Below are 22772 nucleotides of genomic sequence, written 5' to 3' on the forward strand. Positions count from 1 at the left end.
TTGAGGAGGTCCATGTGGCGCGTGAGCCCAGAGTCGTGATCATCGGCGCCGGCATGTCCGGAATCGCCATCGGGGTGACCCTGAAGAAGGCCGGATTCCACGACTTCACCGTGCTGGAGAAGGGATCCCGGGTCGGCGGAGTGTGGCACTGGAACACCTACCCCGGACTGACCTGTGATGTGCCCTCACTGCTCTACCGGTACACGTTCGCCGGGAAACCCGACTGGGCGCATTTTTTCGCCAAGGGACCCGACATCCAGCGCTATCACGAGGATGTGGCGCGCGAGCACGATCTGACCGGGCACATCCGGCTGAACACCGAGGTGACCGGGGCGCGGTTCGAGAACGAGCGCTGGCACGTGGAGACCGCAGACGGGACCCGGTTCGAGGCTGATTTCCTGGTGGCGGCCACCGGGATCCTGCATCATCCACGGGTCCCCGACATCCTGGGCATGGCGGACTTCGACGGCCCGCTGTTCCACACCGCGCGCTGGGATCACCAGGTCGATCCGCGCGGGAAACGGGTGGCGGTGATCGGCACCGGATCGACCGGGGTGCAGCTGACCACCGCGCTACAGCCGCTCGCGAAGCAGTTCTCCCTGTTCCAGCGCACCGCCCAGTGGGTGATCCCGGCACCGACCCGGCTCCCCCAGCCTGCCGCCCTCAGCACGCTACTGCGCCAGGCACCTCGGCTCAACCAGGCCATTTTCGATGCCTCGCTGCTCGCCTCCCGGGTGCTCACCGACATCACCCTCGCCCCGGGCCCCGCGCGCACCCTCGCCCAGGCGTACGCGCGCGCGAGCCTGCGCCTGATCCGGAACCGGCGGCTGCGCGCCAAGCTCACCCCGGACTACGAACCGTTCTGCAAGCGCCAGGTGGTCTCCGGCGAGTTCTTCCGTGCCGTGCAACGGAAAAACGTCTCGGTGGTCACCGATGCGATCGAGCGCATCGTCCCCGAGGGGATCCGCACCGCGGACGGCACGGTGCACGAGTTCGACATCATCGCGCTCGCCACCGGTTTCCAGGCGCACAACTATATGCGCCCGATGCGGTTGACCGGCAGGGAGGGGACCACGATCGACGAGGCGTGGGAGAACGGCACCTTCGCCTACCGGATGACCGCGATCCCCGGTTTTCCCAATTTCTTCACCGTGCTGGGTCCCAATTCCCCGATCGGGAGCGTGCATCTGCAGTACACCGCGGAACACACCGGCCGCTACATCATCTCCTTCCTGCGCCGGTTCCGCCGGGGCGAGCTGACCACCGCCGAGGTCACCGAGGCCGCGACCAAGGAGTTCAACGAGCAGGTGCGCGCCGCGATCGGCCCGACCGTGTGGAACACCGGCTGCCAGAGCTGGTACCTCGACGACCGCGGCACCGTCGATCTGTGGCCCTTCGACCGTAAGACCCTGACCAGGATGCTGCGGGAACCGGATCCGGAGCACTACACCGTCACGGTCTAGGGACCGAAGGGCTGCTCGTCCGCCGCGCACACCGTGCCATAGGGCGGAACCCTGAGGTGCACAAGGTAATCGCTCGCGATCCGGTCGGCGCAGCGGGAGTGTCCGCCGAGGATCGTGTGCCCGTACGCGTTCACGCTCACCAGCCGCGCCTTGCCGAGCAACCAGGTCATCCGCTGGGAGAACGCGTAGGGAGTGGCCGGGTCGAAGTAGTTCCCGAACGTCAGCACCGGCTGGGCGCCGAAGTTGTGCCACGGCCCCGGATAGCGGTCCGCCGTGCGGGCACCGGGCCACACCGGGCACTGCGCGGCATCGTTGAACGCCTGCCACCGCGCGAACGTGGGCTGCTCGGGTTCCCAGCGGCGCGCCGCCTCCGGCACATAGTCGTTGCCCGCAGGGAACGGTTTGTCGCTGCAGTTGACCCCGAAATAGGAATCGTCCTCGGTATAGGGTTTCGTCGCCGCCGCAGCCCTGGCATGGTCGGTTTTCGCGCCGTGCGGCACCGCTGTGCCGTTCACTACCGAATAGATCGCCCGCAGATCGGTCATCAGCCCGGGAAATGATTTCTGGTCCCACATCGCCTCCGCCACGCGATCGGTGAACCCGCTCAGGGTCTCCACACTGCCGTCGGGCATGGGCAGATCGTGGTGCCGCAGATGATCGCGGATCTCGGCGAACTTGGCGGCCGGATCCCCCGAGGAGAAGGCGCAGCGCGGCCCGCTTGCCGCACATCGGGCGAGCACCGCACGCAGCGCGTCCTCGAAACCGAGGCCGTGCTCGCGCTCGTGTTCGACGCCGTTTCCGGTACGCAGCAAGGGATTCACGTTCCCGTCGAGCACGATCGCCCGGGTGCGGTCCGGGTACATCGCGGCATAGCTCGCACCGATCAGCGTGCCATAGGAATAGCCGACGAAATCGAGCTTCGCGTCCCCGACCGCGGCGCGCAGCAGATCCAGATCGCGCACGGTGTCCTTGGTGGACATGTGGTACAGCAAGGGCCCCGCGTTACGGCGGCAGGATTCCGCGTAGTTCCGGCGCGCGGTGAGATCCGCCCGGATCTGCGCCCCGGTGACCGGGGAGGAGACGAAATCGTGCAGTACCCGCTCTTTGTCCTCCGCAGTGCGGAAACACCGCAGTGGCGCCGACCTGCCCACCCCGCGCGGATCGAAACCGAGAACGTCGAACCGGTCCAGGACCGGTTTCCGGTATTTCTTGTACGCCTCGGTGGTCGCGGTGAATCCGGAATTCCCCGGGCCTCCCGGATTCGTGAACAGCGTGCCGATCCGGTCCCGCGGATGGTCGGCGAGCCGTTTCATCAGCGCGATATCGATGCCGCCCAGCTCCGGCCGGTCGTGATCGATGGACACCCGGAAGCTGCCGCAGCGCAGCCGGGCCCGCTCCGCGGCGGGGACGGGAGCGAGCACGGCGGCGGGACAACTTCCCCATTCGATGCCACGTGGCGCGGCGCGGCCCGCGAGCGCGGTGACCGGCAGCAGCGCGAGGGCGGTGAATACGGCACACCACAGGGAACGCTTCGACACGTCCTGACCTCCTTGTCACTTGCGTGTGCGAGACAGTCATGCGACTCTTGTCTCACGATGCGAGGAGGTGTCACATGAGCGGTCCAGAAGACCTAACGCTCGGCCCGCGGTCCTGGGTGTGGACCTATTCGGGAGACTGGCGCTCGATGCTGATCGCGCCGTGGGTCGGATTCGTCCAGTTGGCCTACCCCGGCCTCGGAGCCGGTGTGGAACAGCATTCCGCCTTCTATGCCGAACCCTGGGCCCGGCTGTTCCGTTCGGTTCCGCAGATCGCCGGGGTGGTCTACGGGACCGACAAGGGCACGCGGATCCGCGATCTGCACCACGACTTCAAGGGCGTGGACAGCGAGGGACGGCGCTATCATGCGCTCGATCCCGAGGTGTACTACTGGGCGCACGCCACGATCTCCGAGGTCGTCGTGCACATGGTCGGCCATTTCGACCACGAGATGAGCGAGCCGGAACTCGAGCTCGCGTATCACGAGTCCTGCGCGGTCTACCGGCGTTACGGGGTCTCCACCCGCCCGGTGCCCCGCAGCTCCGCCGCCTACCGCGAGTACTTCGAGCACAACTACACCCAGGTGCTCGAACGCACCCCTGCGGTCACCGCGTTCATCGAGCTGGCCCGCGATCCGGGTTCGATGACCCAGCCCTGGCTACCCGCCCCGCTGTGGAAGCTCGTCGCCCCGCTGGTGGCCAATCCGGCGTGGACGCTCGGGGTCGGCATGCTGCATCCGGCCGCGCGCGAAACCCTCGGGGTGAGCTGGTCCAAGGCCGATCAGCGCCGCTTCGAGCTCATCACGAACACGGTGCGCACCGCCTGGCGCGGAGTACCGCTGCGGGCACGTTACATGGCACCGGCGCGCGCCGGGTTCCGCCGCGAGGGCTGGCCGCACGTGCCACGGCAGCGCGCCGCGACCGGCTATTGGCGGCTCGCCGCGGACCGCCGGGCGGAACGGCTTGCCGCTGCCTGAGCGCCCGGTCTCACCGGCCTTTATGCTTGCCCGGTGGCCGAAGAGGAGATGACCAGCGGGGCGACCGTGCTCGCCGACGCGCTGCTCGACGAGGTGGTGCACACGCACGATCCGGTTGCCGTGCGAATCCTCGACGCGGCAACCGAGTCCTATATGGAGCAGGGAATCCGGCGCACCAGCATGGACGAGGTAGCCCGGCGCGCCGGTGTCGGACGCGCCACGGTCTACCGCAAGTTCGCCGGCCGGGACAAGCTGACCATCGCGGTGATCGCCAGGGACGCGCAGCGCTTCTTCGCCGAGATCGGGCGGGCGACCGAGAGCATCGCCGATGTCGGGGAACGGCTGGTGGAGGGGCTGGTCATCGGCCTGCGCTGGATCCGCGAGCAGCCCCTGCTGCACCGGCTGCTGCACACCGAGCCCGAGCTCGTGCTGCCCGCGGTGACCCTGCACGCCGGTCCCGCGCTGGCCACGATCCGCGAATTCCTCGCCGCCCAGTACCGGGCGAGCGAACCGCCCGCGCTGCGGGTGCCCATCGATCCGGACGAGGTCGCCGAGATCGTCGTGCGGCTCGCCGTTTCGCTCACCCTGACCCCGGAGACCGTGCTCCCGCTGAACAGCGAGGAACAGATCCGCGCCACCGCCCGGCGTTACCTCTCCTTCGTGCTGCCCACCCACTGAGGCCTCCCCGCACCGGGGATCTCACCCGCGCCGCGCCAGGGTCACCGCGAACCGCTGCTCCCGATCCGTCCAGTACCGGACCGGAGTGAACCCGGCGGCACCGAGTTCCGCCTCGATCCCAGCCCGCCGGAACTTCGCCGAGACTTCGGTGCGCAGTTCCTCGCCCGCGGCGAACTCCACGTCGAGGCCGAGCCCGCCGATCCGCACCCGCATCGGCCGCCGTGCGCGCAACCGCATCTCGATCCACTCCCGATCCGGGTCCCACACCGCGCGGTGCTCGAAGGATTCCGGTTCGAAGTCCGCACCGAGTTCGCGGTTCACCACCCGCAACACATTGCGGTTGAACTCGGCGGTCACCCCGGCCGCGTCGGCGTAGGCGGGCACCAGCACGGCCGGGTCCTTGACCAGATCGGTACCGAGCAGCAGCCACTCCCCGGGTTCGAGCACGGCATGCAGCCCGGCGAGGAATTCGGCGCGCGCGGGCGGTTCCAGGTTGCCGATGGTGCCGCCGAGGAACACCAGCATCCGCGGGGCGGCACCGGGAAGCCCGCCGAGATCGGTGGCGAAGTCCCCGACCACACCGTGCACACCGAGACCCGGATAGTCGATCGCGATCTTCTCCGCGGCCTCGCGCAGCGCGGATTCGGAGACGTCGAGCGGCACGAATTCGCGCAGGCTGCCGTGTTCGCCGAGTGCGTCGAGCAGCAGCCTGGTCTTCTCGCTCGATCCGGAGCCGAGCTCGACCAGGGTGCGCGCCCCGGTCAGCCCGGCGAGGTCGGCGGCACGCGTGCGCAGGATCTCGGCCTCGGCGCGGGTCGGGTAGTACTCGGCCAGTTCGGTGATCCGCTCGAACAGCCTGCTGCCCTCGGCGTCGTAGAACCACTTGGGCGGCAGGGTCTTCGGCCGCGCGGAGAGTCCGGCGCGCACATCGGCGGCGAGCGCGCGGTCGAAGTGGTCGGCGGGGAGCCGGTTCTCGATCTCGGTCATGCCACGCTCCTCGCGAGCCGGAATCCGGAGAAGATCTGCCTGCGGATCGGGTGATCCCAGTTGCGGAAGGTGGATCGCATCGCGGCCGCATCGGTGCCGAAGGAACCACCGCGCAGCATCTTGTAGTCCCCGCCGAAGAACGGGGCGGAGTACTCCTTGTAGGGCATGACCCGGAATTCCGGATAGGGCGCGAAATCGCTGTCGCACCACTCCCAGACATCCCCGATCAGTTGCGCGACCCCGTAATGCGATTCGCCGTCCGGATAGGCGCCGATCCCGGCCGGGGAAAGGTGGCGCTGGCCGAGGTTGGCATGCCCGGTGCCCGGTTCCGCGTCACCCCACGGGAACCGGGTGCTGCGCCGGGAACGCGGGTCCCACCGGGCCGCCTTCTCCCATTCGGCCTCGGTCGGCAGCCGTTTGCCCGCCCACCGCGCATAGGCCTGCGCCTCGAAGAAACACACGTGCACCACGGGTTCCTCCTCCGGGACCGGTTCGGCCTCACCGAACCGCCTGCGCAGCCAGGTGCCGGAATCGCGGAACCAGAACGCGGGCGCGGTCAGGCCCGCCGCGCACCGGTGCGCCCAGCCACGTTCGCTCCACCACCGCGGATCCCGGTACCCGCCGTCCTCGATGAACCGCCGGTATTCCCCGCAGGTGACGGGAAACCGGTCGATCGCGAAGGTGTCCGCCCACGCCTGATGCGCGGGCCGCTCGTTGTCCAGCGACCACGGATCCACCGAGGTCCCCATCTCGAACGGGCCCGCCTCGATCAACACCTCACCCGGGGAACCCGGACCCCGCGGCGCGGGTTCGGCGTGCAGCACCGGTCCACCGGCGCGCAGCTGGTGGGTGGCGAGCATGGTCTCGTCGTGCTGCTGTTCGTGCTGGATGATCATGCCGAAGGCGAACCCGCCGCTGTGCAGATCGCTGCCCTCGAACGGCACGTGTTCGAGCACATCCAGCACCTTCGACCGCACCTCGCGGACATAGCCGCGTGCCTCGTCCGGGCCGAGCAGCGGAAGGCTGGGCCGTTCGGCGCGGGGATGTTCGAAGGCGTTGTAGAGCTCGTCGATGTCCGCGCGCACGGGTTCGCGGCCGCCGACATCGCGCAGCAGCCACAGCTCCTCCTGGTTTCCGATGTGCGCGAGGTCCCAGACCAGCGGTGACATCAGCGTGGAGTGCTGCGTGGTGAGTTCGGCGTCCTCGATATCGGTGAGTACGGTGCTGCGCTCGCGGGCGCGCCGTAGCCGGATTGCGATGTCTTCCCGGAACTGTTCGGTGCTCAGGTTCATGGCTTACCCTGCCTCGGTTCTGGTTCGGATACTCGGTCTCAGCCGGCCACGAAGGTGTGCAGCCGCTGCTGCAGCTGCTCGATCACTTGTGCCGCAACGGTTTCCTCGATATCGGTGTGCTCGATCGCCTCGGCTCCGATGGCCACCAGCCCGGCTGCGGCCTGGGCGATCACCGGATCGGCGAGCCCGGTGCGCGCCCCATCCAGCCACATGCCCGCCGCGGGCCGGGCCACCTCGAGCGCCCGCTCGGTGTAGGCGTCCGTGCCGAGCAGGGCGATCAGCAGCAGCGCGGGAGCAAGCCAGCCGCTGCCTGCCTGGGCGTCGATATAGCGCAGTTCCAGGTACCCGTGCGGGCGCACCGGCGGAAACATCGTGCTGAGGTGGTAGTCGAGATCATCGGTGGTCGGCAGCGGTTCGAGCGCCCCGCCGATCCAGGCGGCGAAACTGAGCGGGCGCGGCGGGATCCACCGGTCGCCGAGCGAGCGCACGCACATCACCGGGGCCTCCAAGACCCGGTGCGCCCAGGCCAACGCGGGATCGGCGCCCACTTCGGCGGGACGCATCCGCACCGGATCGCTGCCGAACACCACCAGCTGGCGCCCGGACACCGCATCGGCCCCCGGGGCGGTGTTGCCGAACAGTGCGCACAGGGCCGGGCCCATCGCGTGCGCGCACTCCCAGCGCCGCTCCACCCGATCCCGTTCCCCCATGTCCACGCAGACCTGCACGCCCGCCGTGGAACACATCATCCGTTTTCCGTCGCCGCCGAACGGTTCGAAGGCCGCCTCCATCGCCGCATAGCGCGGGGTACGCAGCAGCCTGCGCGCCGGGCGATAGGGGTCGAGGCCGTATTCGCCGAGCACCAGCCCGGCGTCGGTACATCGGCGGCCGAGTTCCGCGAAGTCCGCGGAGAGCGCGGCGAACAGCGCCGTCGCCGAGTCCTCGGCGGGCGAGGAGAGCTCGATCTGCCCGCCCGGTTCCACCGTGACCTGGCACCCCGAGGGCAGGGGCCGCGCCGGTCCATCCGGCGCCACGGTGGCCGGGGCGGATTCGCCGAGCGCGGCGCGCAGCCTCGCGGGGTCGAGTGCCGCGGCCGGATCCTCCGCGTGGTGCACCGTCCATTCCAGTTCGAGGCCGTACCTTCGCGGCGGCCCGTGCTTGAAACAGATCGAGGCCACGTATGCTTCGGCCTCGGCGCGGGTGCGCAGAGCCTTCGGTCGCGTATCCGGACTGATCATGGTGCCCCTCCTCGGCGGGATCCGGCCCTCACTAGGGAAGCTACCGAGAGGGTCCGACAATTCCATGGGCCAAGCGCACCAACCCGGGGACAGAACTTGCCGAGCCGTACGTACGGTTTGCGAACCGGCGGGCGACCCTGGGACGATGGACCGGTGCCACGGGTAAGCCAGGATCACCTCGCCGCGCGCAGGCGGCAAATCCTCGATGGCGCGCGCGGTTGCTTCGCGCGGTTCGGCTACGAGGGCGCCACGGTGCGCAGGCTCGAGGAGGCGACCGGTCTCTCCCGGGGCGCGATCTTCCATCACTTCAAGGACAAGGAATCGCTGTTCCTCGCCCTCGCCGAGCAGGACGCGGCACGCATGGCCGATGTGGTCGCCGACCAGGGCCTCGTGCAGGTGATGCACGATCTGCTGTCCGCGCAGAGCGACACCCCCGCCGACTGGCTCGGCACCCGGCTCGAGGTGTCCAGGCGGCTGCGCACCGATCCGGAGTTCCGGGAACGCTGGGCACAGCGCTCGCAACCGCTCACCGAGGCCACCCGGATGCGCCTGCGCCGCCAGCGCGATGCGGGCAAGCTGCGCGACGACATCGACGTGGATGTGCTGACCTCGTATCTGGAACTGGTGCTCGAAGGGCTGGTCTCGCATCTGGCCATGGGCCTGCCCGCGGAACATCTCGGACCGGTACTCGATCTGGTCGAGCAGAGTGTGCGCCGGCACCGCTGAGCTGGTGCGGTGATTTGTCCGAAATGTCAGAACGTCATGCGCACGCTCGACAAGAACGGCGTGCACATCGAGCAGTGCGACGGCTGCCACGAGATCTTCCTCGACCGCGATGAGCTCGAACAGATCGCCAGCGCCGAGCGATCCTTCTACGCGAGCCCGCCGCCCTACCAGCCACCGCACGCCCAGCAGGGTTACCGCGACTCGCCGCAGCCTTACCGGGGCGGCTACCGGGATTCGCCGCGGCCCTATCACGGTGGTCACCGCGATTCTCCGCGTCCGTACGGTCACCACGAGCGGCGGAAGCGCGGCTTCCTCGAGCAGCTGTTCGACTGAGGGCTGCCCTCGGTGCTCGATCCGCTGATCTGCCCGTACTGCGGGCAGCGCGCCGAACGGCCGCTGGTCGAGGAGAGCGGAATGCTGCGCTGTGACCGGTGCTGGCGCAGGCGCGCGTTCCGCGGACTGCCGCTGCTCGCCCTGACCGGGCCGAGCGGGGCGGGCAAGTCAACGGTCGGGCCCGCGCTCGTGGCGGACCTGGCCGAGAAGCTCGTGCTCGCCGAACAGGACGTGCTCTGGCACCCGGAACTGGCCGAGGACGAACCGGGGCATCCCCGGTTCCGCCGCACCTGGCCGCGGATGGCCGCGATGCTGCACCAGAGCGGCCGCCCGGTGCTGCTGTGCGGCACCGTGGTTCCCCCCGGAGTTCGAACCGCTCCCCGAGCGTGCGCTGTTCTCCGGAATCCACCACTGCGCGCTGACCGCGGAGAACACCGTGCTCGCCCGGCGGCTGCGGGACCGTCCCGCGTGGCGGCAGTGGGACGCGCCGCGGATCGCCGAGACCTGCGCGTTCAACGACTGGCTTCGCGCGGAGGCGGCCACGATGGATCCGCCCGTCCGGTTACTGGACACCACGACCGCACCGCTCGAGGAGACAGTGCGTGCGGTGACCACGTGGGCGCGTGCGGTACTCGGCGGGAAAACCTTGCGTACCACCAGTATGTAAGAGCATTCTCGGCCTATGCCGAACCGGTCAGCGTTGCCCCGCAAACATGAGCTCAAACCGTTCGCCCAACTCACCGTGCAGTCCACGATCCTGCGCACCGCGGCATTGTTCGGCGATCCGTGCGCGCGGGTGTTCCGCGAGCCCCCGCTGTCCGACCCGTATCCGGAGTACGAGCGGATCCGGTCCAGGGGCCCGGTGTGCACCAGCCGGGTCGGCTTGGCGGTCACCGCCGATCACGCGTTGTGCAGCTCGATCCTGCGGGACAACGACTGGCGGGTGATTCCTCCGGAGGTTTTCCATCCGGGGCCCTGGGACGAGCGGGAGATCGCCCATCCGGTCGATCACTCGCTGCTGTCCATGAATCCGCCCGACCACACCAGGCTGCGCCGGGTGGTCTCGCCCTGGTTCACCCCGCGGGCACTGCGCACCAGGACCGAACGCATCGAGGCGACCGTGCGGGAATTCCTCGACGAACTGGCCACCCGCGAACGGTTCGATCTGATCAGCGATTTCGCCACGCGGGTCCCGATCAGGGTGATCTGCGATCTGCTCGGCGTGGACGACGAACGGCACGCGGACTTCGCGTACTGGGGCCAGGTGCTCGGCTCCACCATCGACGGCGTGCGCACCCTCGGCCAGCTGCGCGAGGTGGAGACGGTCGGGCGCGCGATGACCGCCTACTTCACCGAACTCCTCCGCAAGCGGCGGATCGATCCCGGCGAGGACGTGGTCAGCGGGCTCGTCGCGCACGACGAGGAATTCAGCGAGCGCGACCTCACCGCGACGGCGGGGCTGCTGCTCGGTGCGGGCTTCGAGACCACGCGCAACCTCATCGGCAACGGCATCCTCGCGCTGCTGCGTCACCCCGAGCAGCTGCACCTGCTGCAGGCCGAACCCGAGCGGGCGGGCAATGCCGTGGAGGAGATCCTGCGCTACGACTCCCCCGTGCAGCAGACCGCGCGGACCCCCGCGGCGGACACCGAACTGGCCGGGGTCCCGCTGCGCAAGGGCGGGCTGCTCGGCGTGCTGCTCGGGGCCGCGAACCGGGATCCGCGGGTGTTCACCGATCCGCACCGGTTCGACATCACCCGGCAGAACGCGCGCGAGCACCTGTCGTTCTCCGGTGGCGCGCACTTCTGCCTCGGCGCGGGCCTCGCCCGGATGGAAGGTGAGATCGCGCTGCGCGAACTGGTCGCCCGCTTCCCCGGTCTCGCCGCGGTCTCCGCACCGCGCAGGCGCCCGACCAGGGTCCTGCGCGGGATCGCCTCGCTGCCCATGACGACCGGTCCGCGCGCCACGGTGATCGCCTAGACGGTGATCATCTAGGACGTGACCGGTTCCGGCTCGGGTACCCGGGACCGGCGGACCCCGGCGACCGCGGTTGCGACACCGAGCACCCCGATCAGCGCGACCGCACCGAACATCAGGCCCGCGGCGAGCGGGATGTCCGCACCGGCGAGGTTGACCAGCAGACCGGTCAGCGCCGCGCCGAAGGCGTTGGCGAGCAGTTGCACGGTGTTGATCCCGGCCGCCGCCTTGCCGCCCTCGCTGTCCCCGACCGCGCCCATCGCCACGCTCGTCACGTGCGGCCAGGCGATGCCGATCCCCGTGCCCGCGAGCAGCAGGGCGATCACCAGCGGCACGAGCACGCCACCCGGGGCGAACACCGCACCGGCGGCGAGCCCGAACGCGAGCACGGCGGGCCCGAGCACGATCAGCCTGCGCACCCACACCTCCCGCGCGGCGTTGGCGCTGGGCACCTCGCCCGCGGTCCACCCGAAGGCGAGCGCGGCACCGAGGAAACCGGCCGCGAGCGCGCCGAGGCCCGCGAGGCGCTGACCGAACAGCGGCACGAACTGCTCGGTCGTGGAACCGATGGCCAGCAGCGCGATCGTGGCGTAGAGCCAGCGAAGCCGGGAACCGCGCACGAAGGTGGACGCCGGGAGAACCCGGACCGGTCCGCGCCGGTCCACCACGACGAACACCGCGATCAGCACCAGCCCGAGAACCACACCGATGGCGCTGACCAGCGGACTGCCGAACAATCCGGCCACGCTCACCACGAGCGCGGATCCGGCCACCAGCAACAATCCGGCCAGCGGGAACCGCTCCGCCTCCGCCGTGGTCCGCCCCTGCCCGAGCGCCTTCGGGGCGAACGCGAGCACGACCAGCGAGAGCATCCCGAGACAGACGAACCCGCCGCGCCACAGGCCGAACTGCGCCCACAGCCCGCCGAGCACCGGGCCGAGGAAGGTGCCCACCGCCCACATCGTGGAGATGAGTGCGGCGCCCCTTGCCCACAACCGCTCCGGCAGGGTCACCCGCAGCAGCGCGTAGGCCAGCCCGGCCAGCAGCCCGCCGCCCGCGCCCTGCACGGCCCGCCCGGCCAGCAGTACCCCCATGTCCGGTGCGACCGAGGCGATCGCGCTGCCGAGCGTGAACAACCCGATCGCGAGCAGATAGGCGCCCCGGTGCGTGGTCGCCGCGAGCAACCGGGAGACGAGCACCGCGGCGGCCACCGAGGGCAGCAGGAAGATCGTGGTCGCCCAGGCATAGAACCGGGCGCCGCCGATCTCCTCGATCGCCGAGGGCAGCAGGCTGGTGGTCAGGTACACATTCGTCGCGTACAGCGCGACCCCGCCGGCGAGGACCACGAGCACGCCGAGATAGCGCCGCCCGAACAGCTCACCCCATGATCCCAACTTGTCTGACATCTGGCTGATTCTGCCGGAACTGCGCTAGGCTGTCCACCGTGGCCCTGGATCCGATCGACAAGACGACGACGCTGACCAAGGTGACCGAACGGCTGCGCGCCGAACTGGACAGCGGGCGCTGGCCGATCGGCACCCGCATCCCGGGTGAACTGGTGCTCGCCGGGGAACTCGACGTGTCCCGGCCGCTGCTGCGCGAGGCGATCCGGGGCCTGACCAATCTCGGCATGCTGGAGGCGCGCCGCGGTTCGGGGACCTATGTGCGCAGCACGGCGAGCCCGGAAGCGATCCTGTCCAGCCTGGACACCGCGGAAGTGCGGGAGATCTACGAGGTGCAGCTGGCCTACGACGTACAGGCGGCAGGGCTCGCGGCGAACCGGCGCACCGGGCAGGACCTCGACCGGCTGCGCGGGCTGCTCGAGGCGCGCAACCGGGCCGAGGACGACCGTGCCGACGTCGAGGGATTCGCGAGCGCGGACGCCGAGTTCCACCTGGCGATCGTGCAGGCGGCGGGAAATCCGCTGCTGCTCGAGCTCTACCGGTATTTCGTGGTGCGCCTGGAAGCGAGTCTGCGCACGGTGCACGCCGATACGACGGTGCCGACCTGCGGGTACGAATCGCACCAGACGGTGTTCGACGCGATCCGGATCGGGGACGCCGAACTGGCCAGGGCGAGCGCGCGGGCCATGGTGGAGTGCGCGATCAACGCCCTCGATCAGTCCGGCGCCGCTCGGTCCGGGGGTCCGGGCTGAGCTCGGCCGCCGCCTCGTCGAACCGCGCCTGCGGGGTGTCGATCGCGGGCTCGGTGATCGCGAAGTAGCCGGGAAGCGGCGCGGTACCGGCGAGATGCAGCACCCGCACCAGCAAGCGGGCCCGCAGCGCGCGGGTGTCCCGGACGGCGTCGTTGTAGACCCGGCAGGCGAACACCACCCGGATCTGGGCATCCGCGAGTTCCCCTGTGACCTCCTCGGGCAGTCCGCGCGGGTCGAGCTCGTCCAGTGCCGCGGTGAGCCGGTCCTCGGCACCCGGGCGATCCTCCGGGGCGGCATGTTCGGCCTCGTCGGCCAGCGCCCGCACGCCGAGCCCGCTTACCCTGGCGACCGCGGCCCGGCGGCCGAGCGCGGCGGCGAGCCCGGCGCGGGCGGCATCGGTGCGGATGTGCAGCCGGTCCAGCCGGTGCGCGGTGCCGAGCACGAGCACCGTGCCGAGCACCACCAGCAGCAGCGCGCCGACGATCAGGATGGCCAGCGTCATGCCATCGCCCGCATGGGATGGGCGGCGATCGCGGTGTCGTAGACCCGTTCGACGGCCGCGGCCACCACCGGCCAGTCGAACACGGCGGCCCGCTCCATGCCTGCCGCGCCGAGCTCGGCACGCCGGCGCGCGTCGGCGAGCAGCCCGCGCAGCGCCGCGGCGAGCGCTTGCGGCTGGCCAGGCGGCACGAACTCCGCCGCTCCCCCGGCGACCGCGCGGAACGCCTCGAGTTCGCTCGCCACGACCGGGGCGCCCGCGGCCATCGCCTCCACGAGCACCATGCCGAAGGATTCCCCGCCGAGCTGCGGCGCGCAGAACACATCCATGGCCCGCAGTGCCCGCGCCTTGGCCGGTTCGTCGACCACGCCGAGGAACTCCATCCGCTCGGCGAGGACGGGCCCGGCGAACCGGCGCGCCGCCCGCTGGTCCCCGCCGCCGACCACGAGCAGGCGCAGCTTGTCGGTCTCGGCCGCGAGTTCGCGCAGCGCGGTGAGCAGCACCCGGAATCCCTTGCGCGGCTCGTCGAACCGCCCGGCGAAGCCGACCGTCACCCCGTCGGCGCCGCGCTGCCCGGCGAACAGCGGCACATCCACCCCGTTGCCGATCTCCACCGCGTCCAGCCCGAGGTTGCCCGCCTGCACCCGGCGCGCGCACTCGGAGACGGCGATCCGCGCGGTGACCTTCTCCAGCAGCGGACGCAGCACGGGGGCGGCCACGCGCAGCGCGAGCGAACGGCGCGGCCCGGCGTGGAAAGTCGCCACGACCGGGCAGTCGGCGAGCAGCAGCGCGAGCATGGACACGCTCGGCGCGGCGGGCTCGTGCACGTGCAGCACGTCGAAGGAATGCTCGGCGAGCCAGGACCGCACTCGCGCGTAGCTGCGCGGACCGAAGGCCAGTCGCGCGATGGAACCGTTGTACGGCACCGCGAACGCGCGACCGGCCGAGGTGACCGATTCCTGTGGATCCGCGGCGGGGGCCAGCACCTCGACCGTGTGCCCGAACCCGCGCAGCGCCGTGGCGAGGGCGAGCACGTGTGCCTGCACCCCGCCGGGCACGGCGAGCGAGTACGGGCACACCATGCCGATCCTCATGGCGCACCGTGCCACGGTCTGCCGAGCATGTGCCAATCCTGCGGGTGCGCCGCGATCTCCCAGGCGAGCCGGTCGGCCAGCGCCTGGGTCGCCGCCGTGATGTCGGTGACCGGCAGCGGCGGATGGATGCGCACGCCCCAGCCTGCCGGGGTGAACCAGCAGCCCGCGGGCAGCAGCGCGGCACCGGTCGCCCGTGCCAGCCGCACCGGTCCGGTCGGGAACCGCGACCTGGCCCCGAAAAAGTCCACCTCGAGCCCGCCGCCGTTCAGGTCCCGGTCCGCGATGAGGCAGACGATCCCGCCTGCGCGCAGCCGCTCGTAGAGGGCGCGCGGTCCGGAGGCGATGTCGATACCGAGCGCGGCGCGGGCCCGCACGAAGCGCCGGTAGAGCGAGTCCGGGCGCAGCCGATGGGCGAACGCGGCGAACCGGCCGTACCTGCTGGCCAGCCACAGCCCGGCGATGTCCCAGTTCCCGGCGTGCGGAAGGGCGAGCACGACACCACGGCCGTCCGCGCGCGCCGCATCGAGGTGGACGCGCCCGCGCAGGCCGAGCTCGACGAGGTGCGCCACCCGCGGGTGATCCATCCCGGCCAGACCGAACAGCTCCCGCCAGTAGCGCGCGTAGGAGCGCATGCCCGCGCGCACCAGCGCGTCCAGATCGGCCTGCGGACCGGCCACCCGCGCCAGGTTCGCACGCAGCCGCCGCACCCCCGCTGTCTGCCGCGCGACAGCCGCATCGGCCCCGAGCCGGTAGGCGCGGTCCCCGATCCGTGCGGGCAGCAGCGGAGTACCCGCCCATGCCGCGGCGTATCCCGCTGCGGCCAGTCGCTCCTTCATCCGCCCGCTGCCCTCAGCTGCTCGCCGAGCGGTACAGCGAGGCCAGCCGCTGCCCGATGGTGAACACCGTGAGCAGCGCGAGCAGGCCGAGACCGGCCTGCGCGGCATAGGGCACCCCGAGCCCGTGCAGTCCCACGCCGACAAGGGCGAGGATGAACCGCTCCGCGCGCTCGGCGAGACCACCGTCCGCTTCCAGGCCGTTCGCCTCGGCGCGCGCCTTGATGTAGGAGATCACCTGCGCGCAGCAGCCCCCGACGAGCGCGGCGAGCCCGAGCCAGTGGTCCCCCTCGATCACGAAGGCCCACCAGGTCAGTGATCCGAACAGCACGGCGTCGACCAGGCGATCACAGCTGGCGTCGAGCACCGCACCGAAGGCGGTCGCTCCCGCCACCCGCGCCATCGCCCCGTCGAGCAGATCGAACAGCAGGAACACGGCCACCACGAGGGCACCGAGCACCAGCTGGCCGTGCGGGAAGAACCACAGCGCGGCCGCGCACGAGCACACCGAGCCGACCACGGTGATCACATTCGGGGTGGCGCCGCGGTCAACGAGCCAATGCGCGACCGGATCGGTCAGCTTCGCGATCGGGGCGCGGGCAAGCACGTTGAGCATGAGCGGGGCGTCCAACTACTCCATACGGTAACCGGCTTCGTGGTAACCAGATCAGCCTATCTCGCCCGGCGCGTGCACCGTGTGTGAGCTAAAGGGTGCCCTCTTCCTCGCGTACCTTCGCGCACTCGCCCGCCAGGTTGCCCGCGATCGCCGCACTGATCTCGCCGAGTTGGCGCACCTGCTCCGGGGTCAGCACGTCGAACAGGGCTTCACGCACCGTCGCCACATGGTCCGGGGCCGCGGCGTGGATCACCGCGAACCCCTTCTCGGTCAGCCGGGCCCAGCTGCCCCTGCGGTCCACATCGCAGTCGTCCCGGCTGATCCAGCCGGAGCGCTCCATCCGGTTCACCGCGTGCGAGAGCTTGCTGCGCGAGGACCGGCTGGCGTCCGCGAGCTCGCTCATCCGCAGCTTCATGTCCGGCGCCTCGGACAGTGCGACCAGCACCTCGTAGTAGGTCTGGGGCATCTGCGCATCCCGCTGCAGGCGCCGTTCGATATGCTCACGGAGCATGGTGGTGGCGGCGAGATAGCTCCGCCAGACCGCCTGCTCCTGATCGCTGAGCCAGCGTACCTCGGACATAGCCTCATCTTACTAGTTGAACGTTCAATTTGTCTTGGGTAGGATCTTGTTGAAGGCTCAAACAACCCGACTGAGAACCGACTACGGAGGAACACCGCATGAGCGCACCGACCATCCCCGGCTACATCACCGGGACCTGGGACATCGACGCCACGCACTCGAATATCAGCTTCACCGTCCGGCACCTGGGTGTTTCCAAGGTCCGCGGCCGTTTCGACGAGGTCAGCGGCAGCATCACCACCGGTGAGCGGGTCGAGGACTCCTCGGTCACCGCGACCATCGCCGCCGCGAGCGTGGACACCGGCAACGCCGACCGGGACACGCACATCAAGGCCGAGGAGTTCCTGAACGCCGAGAAGCACGAGTCGCTGAGCTTCAGCTCCACCGGGATCCGCGCCGACGGCGAGGACTACGCGATCGACGGCGAGCTCACCGTCCGCGGTGTCACCAAGCAGGTCACCCTGGCCGCGGAGGTCGGCGGCATCGGTGACGGCCTCGCCGAGGGCAGCACCGTCATCGGGATCTCCGCGCGTACCGAGATCAAGCGCTCGGACTTCGAGGTCGCCCCGAACGTGCCGACCGGCGTACTCGGCGACAAGATCACCATCGAGCTCGACATCGAGGCCCTGCTGCGCAAGTGAACCGGCGATGCCCGGCGCTGGGTGCGGGACGGTGTTGCCAAGCGGCGAAGCCGCTTGTTACCCACAACGCAGCCGGCACCGCGGCAGGTTCTCAGGCGTCTTCTCGCGAGGACAGCGCCGACGTGGTGTATCGGCATACATGAGGAGACGATCCCGGAGCGAGAGGGCGCCTGAGGTTCTGCCACCGACACCGCAACGCAGCCCGGCCCGAGGTCTCCGTCAATTCACCAGGCGTCGGCGAGGAGCTGCCGGGTCTCCCCGAGCAGTTGCGGCAGCACCTTGGTGTGCCCGACGACCGGCATGAAGTTCGCATCGCCGCCCCAGCGCGGCACGATGTGCTGATGCAGGTGGGCGGCGATGCCCGCACCCGCGATGCTGCCCTGGTTCATTCCGATGTTGAACCCGTGCGGCGCCGAGACCGCGCGGGTGACCCGCATGGCGTGCTGGGTGAACTCGGCGAGTTCGACCGTCTCGGCCGCGGTGAGCTCGGTGTAGTCGGCGATGTGCCGGTACGGCAGGATCAGCAGGTGGCCCGGGTTGTACGGGTACAGGTTGAGCACCGCGTACACCGACTCCCCGCGCGCCACGATCAGCGCGTCCTCATCGGAGAGCGCGACGAGGCGGCAGAACGGGCACTCGGGCGCCCCGGCGCTGTCCGGCTTGGTCTCGCCCGCGATGTAGGACATCCGGTGCGGGGTCCACAGTCGTTGCAGCGCGTCCGGGATCCCGACGCCGTCCTGCTCCTCGAACGAACTCACAGGCCACCAGCCGCCCGCACGTTCTCCTCGCTCGGCGAGCCGTTCTCCCTTCGACGCACCCAGTCCTCGATCACCCGCACCGCTTCGGCGACGGGGACTCCGTTGATCTGGGTGCCGTCCCGGAACCGGAACGAGACCGCGCCCGCTTCGACATCCTTGCCCCCGGCCAGCAGCAGGAAAGGCACCTTCTGCGTGGTGTGCGTGCGGATCTTCTTCTGCATGCGATCGTCGGACTCGTCGACCTCGACCCGGATTCCCTTGGCCCGCAACAAGTCCGCGACCTCGTGCAGGTGCGCGGCGTGCTCGTCGGCAATCGGGATGCCGACCACCTGCACCGGGGCCAGCCACGCGGGGAAGGCCCCGGCGTAGTGCTCGGTGAGTACCCCGAAGAACCGCTCGATCGAACCGAACAGCGCGCGGTGCAGGACCACCGGCTGCTGCCGGGTGCCGTCCGCCGCGGTGTACTCCAGCTCGAACCGCTTCGGGTGGTTGAAGTCGACCTGAATGGTGGACATCTGCCAGGAGCGCCCGATCGCGTCCTTGGCCTGCACCGAGATCTTCGGCCCGTAGTAGGCGGCGCCACCGGGATCGGGCACCAGTTCGAGCCCGGAGTCGAGCGCGGCCCGGCGTAGCGTTTCGGTGGCCTCCTCCCACTGCCAGTCCTCGCCGATGAACTTCGGCGAATCGTCCCGTGTGGACAGTTCGAGGTAGAAATCGGAGAGGCCGTAGTCGGCGAGCAGATCCAGCACGAAGCTCAGCAGCGAACGCAATTCGCCGGGCATCTGCTCCTTGGTGCAGTAGATGTGCGAATCGTCCATGGTCAGCCCGCGCACCCTGGTCAGCCCGTGCACCACGCCGGATTTCTCGTAGCGGTACACCGTGCCGAACTCGAACAGCCGCAGCGGCAGCTCCCGGTAGGACCTCCCGCGCGAGCGGAAGATCAGGTGGTGCATCGGGCAGTTCATCGCCTTGAGGTAGTAGTTGCTGTCCTCGAAGGGGATCGGCGGGAACATCGTGTCCGCGTAGTAGGGCAGGTGCCCCGAGGTGAGGAACAGGTCCTCCTTGCTGATGTGCGGGCTGTTCACGAATTCGTAGCCCTCCTGCTCGTGCCGCTGGCGCGAGTAGTTCTCCAGTTCCCGGCGGATGATGCCGCCCTTGGGGTGGAACACCGGAAGACCGGAACCGATCTCGTCCGGGAAGGAGAACAGGTCCAGCTCGGCGCCGATTTTGCGGTGGTCACGCCGCTGCGCCTCGGCGAGCCGCTCCAGGTAGTCATCCTGAGCCTCGGCCGATTCCCATGCGGTGCCGTAGATCCGCTGCAGCTGCGGGTTGTTCTCATTGCCCCGCCAGTACGCGGCCGCCGCCCTGGTCAGTTTGAACGCCGGGATGTGCTTGGTGGTCGGCAGATGCGGGCCGCGGCACAGATCCCCCCAGATCCGTTCCCCGCTGCGCGGATCGAGGTTGTCGTAGGCGGTCAGCTCGCCGCCGCCGACCTCCATCACCTCGTCGGTGTCCACATCGCCCTTGAGGTCGACGAGCTCGAGCTTGTACGGCTCCCCCGCCAGTTCCTCGCGGGCCGCCTCCAGGGAGTCGTAGCGGCGCCGGGAGAACCGCTGTGCGCCCTTGATGATCTTGCGCATGCTCTTCTCGAGCGCTTCGAGGTCTTCCGGGGTGAACGGCTCGGCGACGTCGAAGTCGTAGTAGAAGCCGTCCTTGACCGGCGGGCCGATGCCGAGTTTCGCGTTCGGGCGCAGCTGTTGCACCGCCTGGGCGAGCACGTGCGCGCAGGAGTGCCGGATCACGCTGCGGCCGTCCTCGGTGTCCGCAGCCACGGCCTCGACCTCGGCGTCCTGCTCGGGGGCCCAGGCCAGATCGCGCAGCGTGCCCTCGGCATCGCGCACGACCACGATCGCCTCGGCGCCCTTGGTCGGTAATTCCGCCTCCCGTACCGCGGCACCAGCGGTAGTGCCCGCCGGCACCTTCACGCTGGGTGCGGACACGGCGGCTGCTGGCTGGACACTCACGGTGACTCCTTCGGGATGGGTAGGTACCCGCCTCATGCTAATGGCCGGGTCCGCTTGCCTTACCACCGGATTTCACCCACCGGTCATCCGCTCGTGCTGAGATGGCGGCTATGACTGTGTTGCCCCGATCGGACCTTTCCTCGCGCTCCGCCATCGGCTCGACTTCTCACTCGCTCCGCTCCTCGCTCGGCAGGGCTCGCTGCGATGCCCACTCGATCGGCGTCTTCGCGGATTCTGGCCGCAAGCGGCCCCGCGATGCCCGGAAAGGCCCGCTCTCGTGACCGAACTCACCCGCCGCGGCCTGCTCGGGCTCGCCGCATCCGGCGCCGCCGCCTCGCTGCTCCCACCCTCGGTACACCGCGCCATCGCCGCGCAGGCACCGCGCCGCGACGGCCTCGGCGCGATCGGGCACATCGTGGTGTTCATGCAGGAGAACCGTGCCTTCGACCACTATTTCGGCCGGCTGCGCGGAGTGCGCGGATTCGGCGATGCGACCGCGATCGAGCTGCCCGATGGCGAACCGGTGTGGTCTCAGCCAGGTCCCTTGGCCAAGCGGGTGCTCCCCTTCGCGCTGCGCGCGGGCGCCGAACGCGAGGGCCGTCCGGACTCCGACATCCAGTACCTCGATTCCCTGGACCACAGCTGGGCGGGCAGCACCGCGGCACACGCGAAGGGCTGGTGCGACGGGTGGATCGCGGCCAAGGGCGCGGCCACCATGACCTACTACGAGCGCCGGGACATCGGGATGCAGTACGAGCTCGCCGACACCTTCACGGTCTGCGATGCCTACCACTGCTCGATCTTCGGCTCCACCAACCCGAACCGCACCTACCTGTGGAGCGGGATGGTGGGCACCGAGCCGGGAAGCCGGAAGCGTGCGGTGGACAACGACGCGTACGACAAGAACCATTCCGGCTACACCTGGACCACCTACCCCGAACGCCTCGAGGCGGCCGGGGTCAGCTGGCGGATCTACCAGGAGTGGGACAACTTCACCGACAACGCGGTCGAGTACTTCCGTCCATTCAAGAAGATCGGTGACACCCTGCTCGCCGCCGTGGACGGAAACTACCGCACCACGGAGGAATTCTACGAATCGCTGCCCGGAAAGTCCGCCGCGCGGCGGGAGGAACTGCTCGGTCAGCTGGCCGCGGCGCGGGCCGCGCTGCCCGAGGCACAGCGGAACCTGTTCGACCGCGCGATGTACCGCAGTGAACCGGACACCCTCGTCGAACGCATCCGCGCGGACATCGAGGCGCGCACCCTGCCCAAGGTGACCTGGATCGTGGCGCCCGCGGTGTACGCCGAGCACCCGGGCAGTTCCACCCGGTGGGCAGCGCGAACCTGATCTACGAGGTGCTCGACGCGTTCGCCGCCGACCAGGACACCTGGGACCGGACCGCCATCCTGCTCAACTTCGACGAGAACGACGGCTATTTCGACCACGTGTCCCCGCCCATTCCGCCGAAGCCACAATCGGGCAATGGGCCGGACTACTACGACGGGAAACCCATCGGGCTCGGATTCCGGGTGCCGATGACCATCGTGTCGCCGTGGACGGTCGGCGGTTTCGTCGACTCCGAGGTGTTCGACCACACTTCCGTGCTGCGCCTGCTCGAACGCTGGACCGGGGTGCGCGAACCCAATATCAGCGCATGGCGCCGCACCGCCTGCGGAGACCTCACCTCGGCCTTCGACTTCACCGCGAACGCGCGCCCTCGGCGCCCAGAGCAGCCCGGCCCGGTCCCCGAGCCCATCGACCGGTGGACCCCGAAACCACCGGACGAGCAGGCGCAACCGGTGCAGGAACCGGGAAAGCGCCCCGCGCGGCCACTTCCCTACCAGTGTTCCGCGCGCGCCGAGGTGGCCGAGGGGAAACTGCGCATCGAGCTCAGCAACACCGGCGAGCGGACCGCTCCCTGCCTGGTGTTCACCTACGAAGGCGAGGCCCGGCAACCGATCCCGGTGGATGTACTCGGCACCGCGACCGTGGAACTGCCCATTCCCCGCGAGCGCTACCGGATCACCGTGCTCGGCCCGAACCGGTTCCGTTTCGATGCCAGGGGAGGTTCGGAAAACGCGGCCCTCGCGGCGGGTCTGCGGATCGAGAACGCCGCCCCGTTCGCCGAACTGCGCGCGAGCGAGGCACGCACGGTGCGCCTCGAGAGCACCCATTATGCGGCGGATTCCCGGACCGCACGGATCCCGGCCGGTTCCAGCCGGCGGATCCCGGTTCCGGTCCAGGACGGGTGGTACGAGGTTCGGCTGAGCTGCCCGGAGGATCCGGAGCTCGGGGTGTGGATGACCGGCCACGTGGAGAACGGGCGGCCCAGCATCAGCGGATAGACCCCGCTCCGGGGTTACCGTG

22 protein-coding genes and 1 pseudogene are annotated in these 22772 nt (G+C 69.8%); 11 read left to right on the forward strand and 12 right to left on the reverse strand.

Translation table 11 applies throughout. From position 1 onward, the window contains the following. Positions 1–14 precede the first annotated feature (14 nt). The gene (locus A37U_RS0102355) at positions 15–1463 is read left to right on the forward strand and encodes a flavin-containing monooxygenase (protein ID WP_040586425.1); all 1449 of its coding nucleotides are present in this window, start codon (positions 15–17) and stop codon (positions 1461–1463) included. On the opposite strand, the gene A37U_RS0102360 is transcribed toward A37U_RS0102355, so the two are convergent. Then, a complete protein-coding gene (locus tag A37U_RS0102360; RefSeq protein WP_020495005.1) occupies positions 1460–3001 on the reverse strand; it encodes an alpha/beta hydrolase in 1542 nt (513 codons plus the stop codon). The two genes, A37U_RS0102355 and A37U_RS0102360, sit on opposite strands and share 4 nt — an antisense overlap. Before the next feature lie 74 nt (positions 3002–3075). On the opposite strand from A37U_RS0102360, the gene A37U_RS42020 reads away from it, so the two are divergent. Both A37U_RS42020 and A37U_RS0102370 read left to right on the forward strand, forming a co-directional pair. Beyond that, on the forward strand, positions 3076–3975 hold the full coding sequence (locus A37U_RS42020; protein WP_020495006.1) for an oxygenase MpaB family protein: 900 nt from the start codon (positions 3076–3078) through the stop codon (positions 3973–3975). Between the two features lie 33 nt (positions 3976–4008). After that, the gene (locus tag A37U_RS0102370) at positions 4009–4653 is read left to right on the forward strand and encodes a TetR/AcrR family transcriptional regulator (protein ID WP_157182574.1); all 645 of its coding nucleotides are present in this window, start codon (positions 4009–4011) and stop codon (positions 4651–4653) included. Positions 4654–4674: 21 nt separating this feature from the next. On the opposite strand, the gene egtD is transcribed toward A37U_RS0102370, so the two are convergent. From egtD to A37U_RS0102385, 3 genes are read right to left on the reverse strand one after another with little or no spacing between them, the layout of a single operon-like run. Continuing rightward, a complete protein-coding gene (egtD, locus tag A37U_RS0102375; protein WP_020495008.1) occupies positions 4675–5640 on the reverse strand; it encodes an L-histidine N(alpha)-methyltransferase in 966 nt (321 codons plus the stop codon). Next, positions 5637–6932: an ergothioneine biosynthesis protein EgtB gene (gene egtB, locus A37U_RS0102380; protein WP_020495009.1), complete on the reverse strand. Its 1296-nt coding sequence runs from the start codon at positions 6930–6932 to the stop codon at positions 5637–5639. The genes egtD and egtB overlap by 4 nt, the downstream gene beginning before the upstream one ends. Positions 6933–6970: 38 nt before the next feature. Continuing rightward, positions 6971–8170 (reverse strand): glutamate-cysteine ligase family protein, encoded by a 1200-nt coding sequence (locus A37U_RS0102385; RefSeq protein WP_020495010.1) that lies wholly within the window; start codon positions 8168–8170, stop codon positions 6971–6973. Positions 8171–8323: 153 nt separating this feature from the next. Between A37U_RS0102385 and A37U_RS0102390 the strand changes: the two genes are divergently transcribed. From A37U_RS0102390 to A37U_RS0102410, 4 genes and pseudogenes are all read left to right on the forward strand, one after another. Beyond that, positions 8324–8896: a TetR/AcrR family transcriptional regulator gene (locus tag A37U_RS0102390; RefSeq protein WP_020495011.1), complete on the forward strand. Its 573-nt coding sequence runs from the start codon at positions 8324–8326 to the stop codon at positions 8894–8896. Positions 8897–8905: 9 nt separating this feature from the next. Beyond that, on the forward strand, positions 8906–9229 hold the full coding sequence (locus A37U_RS0102395; protein ID WP_083933141.1) for a TFIIB-type zinc ribbon-containing protein: 324 nt from the start codon (positions 8906–8908) through the stop codon (positions 9227–9229). A 12-nt stretch (positions 9230–9241) separates the two neighbouring features. Continuing rightward, positions 9242–9896: pseudogene (locus tag A37U_RS42025) on the forward strand (DEAD/DEAH box helicase family protein). A 15-nt stretch (positions 9897–9911) separates the two neighbouring features. Continuing rightward, positions 9912–11207 carry a cytochrome P450 gene (locus A37U_RS0102410; protein WP_040586428.1) on the forward strand — a complete coding sequence of 432 codons (1296 nt, stop codon included), beginning with the start codon at positions 9912–9914 and terminating at the stop codon, positions 11205–11207. 11 nt (positions 11208–11218) lie between these two features. Here the strand turns inward: A37U_RS0102410 and A37U_RS0102415 are convergent, their stop codons facing one another. Further along, positions 11219–12610, reverse strand: a complete 1392-nt coding sequence (locus A37U_RS0102415) for an MFS transporter (protein ID WP_020495016.1) — start codon at positions 12608–12610, stop codon at positions 11219–11221. Between the two features lie 38 nt (positions 12611–12648). Between A37U_RS0102415 and A37U_RS42030 the strand changes: the two genes are divergently transcribed. Beyond that, positions 12649–13359, forward strand: coding sequence for a FadR/GntR family transcriptional regulator (locus tag A37U_RS42030; protein WP_020495017.1), 711 nt, complete (start codon positions 12649–12651; stop codon positions 13357–13359). Here A37U_RS42030 and A37U_RS42035 read toward each other — a convergent pair. The 5 genes from A37U_RS42035 to A37U_RS0102445 all read right to left on the reverse strand — a co-directional run bounded on the left by A37U_RS42035 (position 13310) and on the right by A37U_RS0102445 (position 16981). Then, the gene (locus tag A37U_RS42035) at positions 13310–13861 is read right to left on the reverse strand and encodes a hypothetical protein (RefSeq protein ID WP_020495018.1); all 552 of its coding nucleotides are present in this window, start codon (positions 13859–13861) and stop codon (positions 13310–13312) included. The two genes, A37U_RS42030 and A37U_RS42035, sit on opposite strands and share 50 nt — an antisense overlap. Beyond that, on the reverse strand, positions 13858–14952 hold the full coding sequence (locus tag A37U_RS0102430) for a glycosyltransferase family 4 protein (RefSeq protein WP_026196797.1): 1095 nt from the start codon (positions 14950–14952) through the stop codon (positions 13858–13860). Before A37U_RS0102430 ends, A37U_RS42035 begins: the two co-directional genes overlap by 4 nt. Continuing rightward, the gene (locus tag A37U_RS0102435) at positions 14949–15788 is read right to left on the reverse strand and encodes a phosphatidylinositol mannoside acyltransferase (RefSeq protein ID WP_020495020.1); all 840 of its coding nucleotides are present in this window, start codon (positions 15786–15788) and stop codon (positions 14949–14951) included. Before A37U_RS0102435 ends, A37U_RS0102430 begins: the two co-directional genes overlap by 4 nt. A 13-nt stretch (positions 15789–15801) precedes the next feature. Then, positions 15802–16401, reverse strand: coding sequence for a phosphatidylinositol phosphate synthase (pgsA, locus tag A37U_RS0102440; RefSeq protein ID WP_020495021.1), 600 nt, complete (start codon positions 16399–16401; stop codon positions 15802–15804). An 88-nt stretch (positions 16402–16489) separates the two neighbouring features. Next, positions 16490–16981, reverse strand: coding sequence for a MarR family winged helix-turn-helix transcriptional regulator (locus A37U_RS0102445; protein WP_020495022.1), 492 nt, complete (start codon positions 16979–16981; stop codon positions 16490–16492). A 98-nt stretch (positions 16982–17079) separates the two neighbouring features. On the opposite strand from A37U_RS0102445, the gene A37U_RS0102450 reads away from it, so the two are divergent. Then, positions 17080–17622, forward strand: a complete 543-nt coding sequence (locus A37U_RS0102450) for a YceI family protein (RefSeq protein ID WP_020495023.1) — start codon at positions 17080–17082, stop codon at positions 17620–17622. A gap of 224 nt (positions 17623–17846) precedes the next feature. On the opposite strand, the gene A37U_RS0102455 is transcribed toward A37U_RS0102450, so the two are convergent. Then, entirely contained in the window at positions 17847–18380 is a 534-nt protein-coding gene (locus tag A37U_RS0102455) for an HIT family protein (protein WP_020495024.1), read from the reverse strand. Continuing rightward, positions 18377–20404 carry a threonine--tRNA ligase gene (gene thrS, locus A37U_RS0102460; RefSeq protein ID WP_040586431.1) on the reverse strand — a complete coding sequence of 676 codons (2028 nt, stop codon included), beginning with the start codon at positions 20402–20404 and terminating at the stop codon, positions 18377–18379. The genes A37U_RS0102455 and thrS overlap by 4 nt, the downstream gene beginning before the upstream one ends. A 277-nt stretch (positions 20405–20681) precedes the next feature. Here thrS and A37U_RS53345 point away from each other — a divergent pair, with 277 nt between their 5' ends. Both A37U_RS53345 and A37U_RS54335 read left to right on the forward strand, forming a co-directional pair. Then, positions 20682–21752, forward strand: a complete 1071-nt coding sequence (locus A37U_RS53345) for an alkaline phosphatase family protein (RefSeq protein ID WP_276139732.1) — start codon at positions 20682–20684, stop codon at positions 21750–21752. Continuing rightward, on the forward strand, positions 21734–22750 hold the full coding sequence (locus tag A37U_RS54335) for an alkaline phosphatase family protein (protein ID WP_276139733.1): 1017 nt from the start codon (positions 21734–21736) through the stop codon (positions 22748–22750). The genes A37U_RS53345 and A37U_RS54335 overlap by 19 nt, the downstream gene beginning before the upstream one ends. Positions 22751–22772 lie beyond the last annotated feature (22 nt).

The organism is Sciscionella marina DSM 45152 (assembly GCF_000379465.1).
GTDB lineage: Bacteria > Actinomycetota > Actinomycetes > Mycobacteriales > Pseudonocardiaceae > Sciscionella > Sciscionella marina.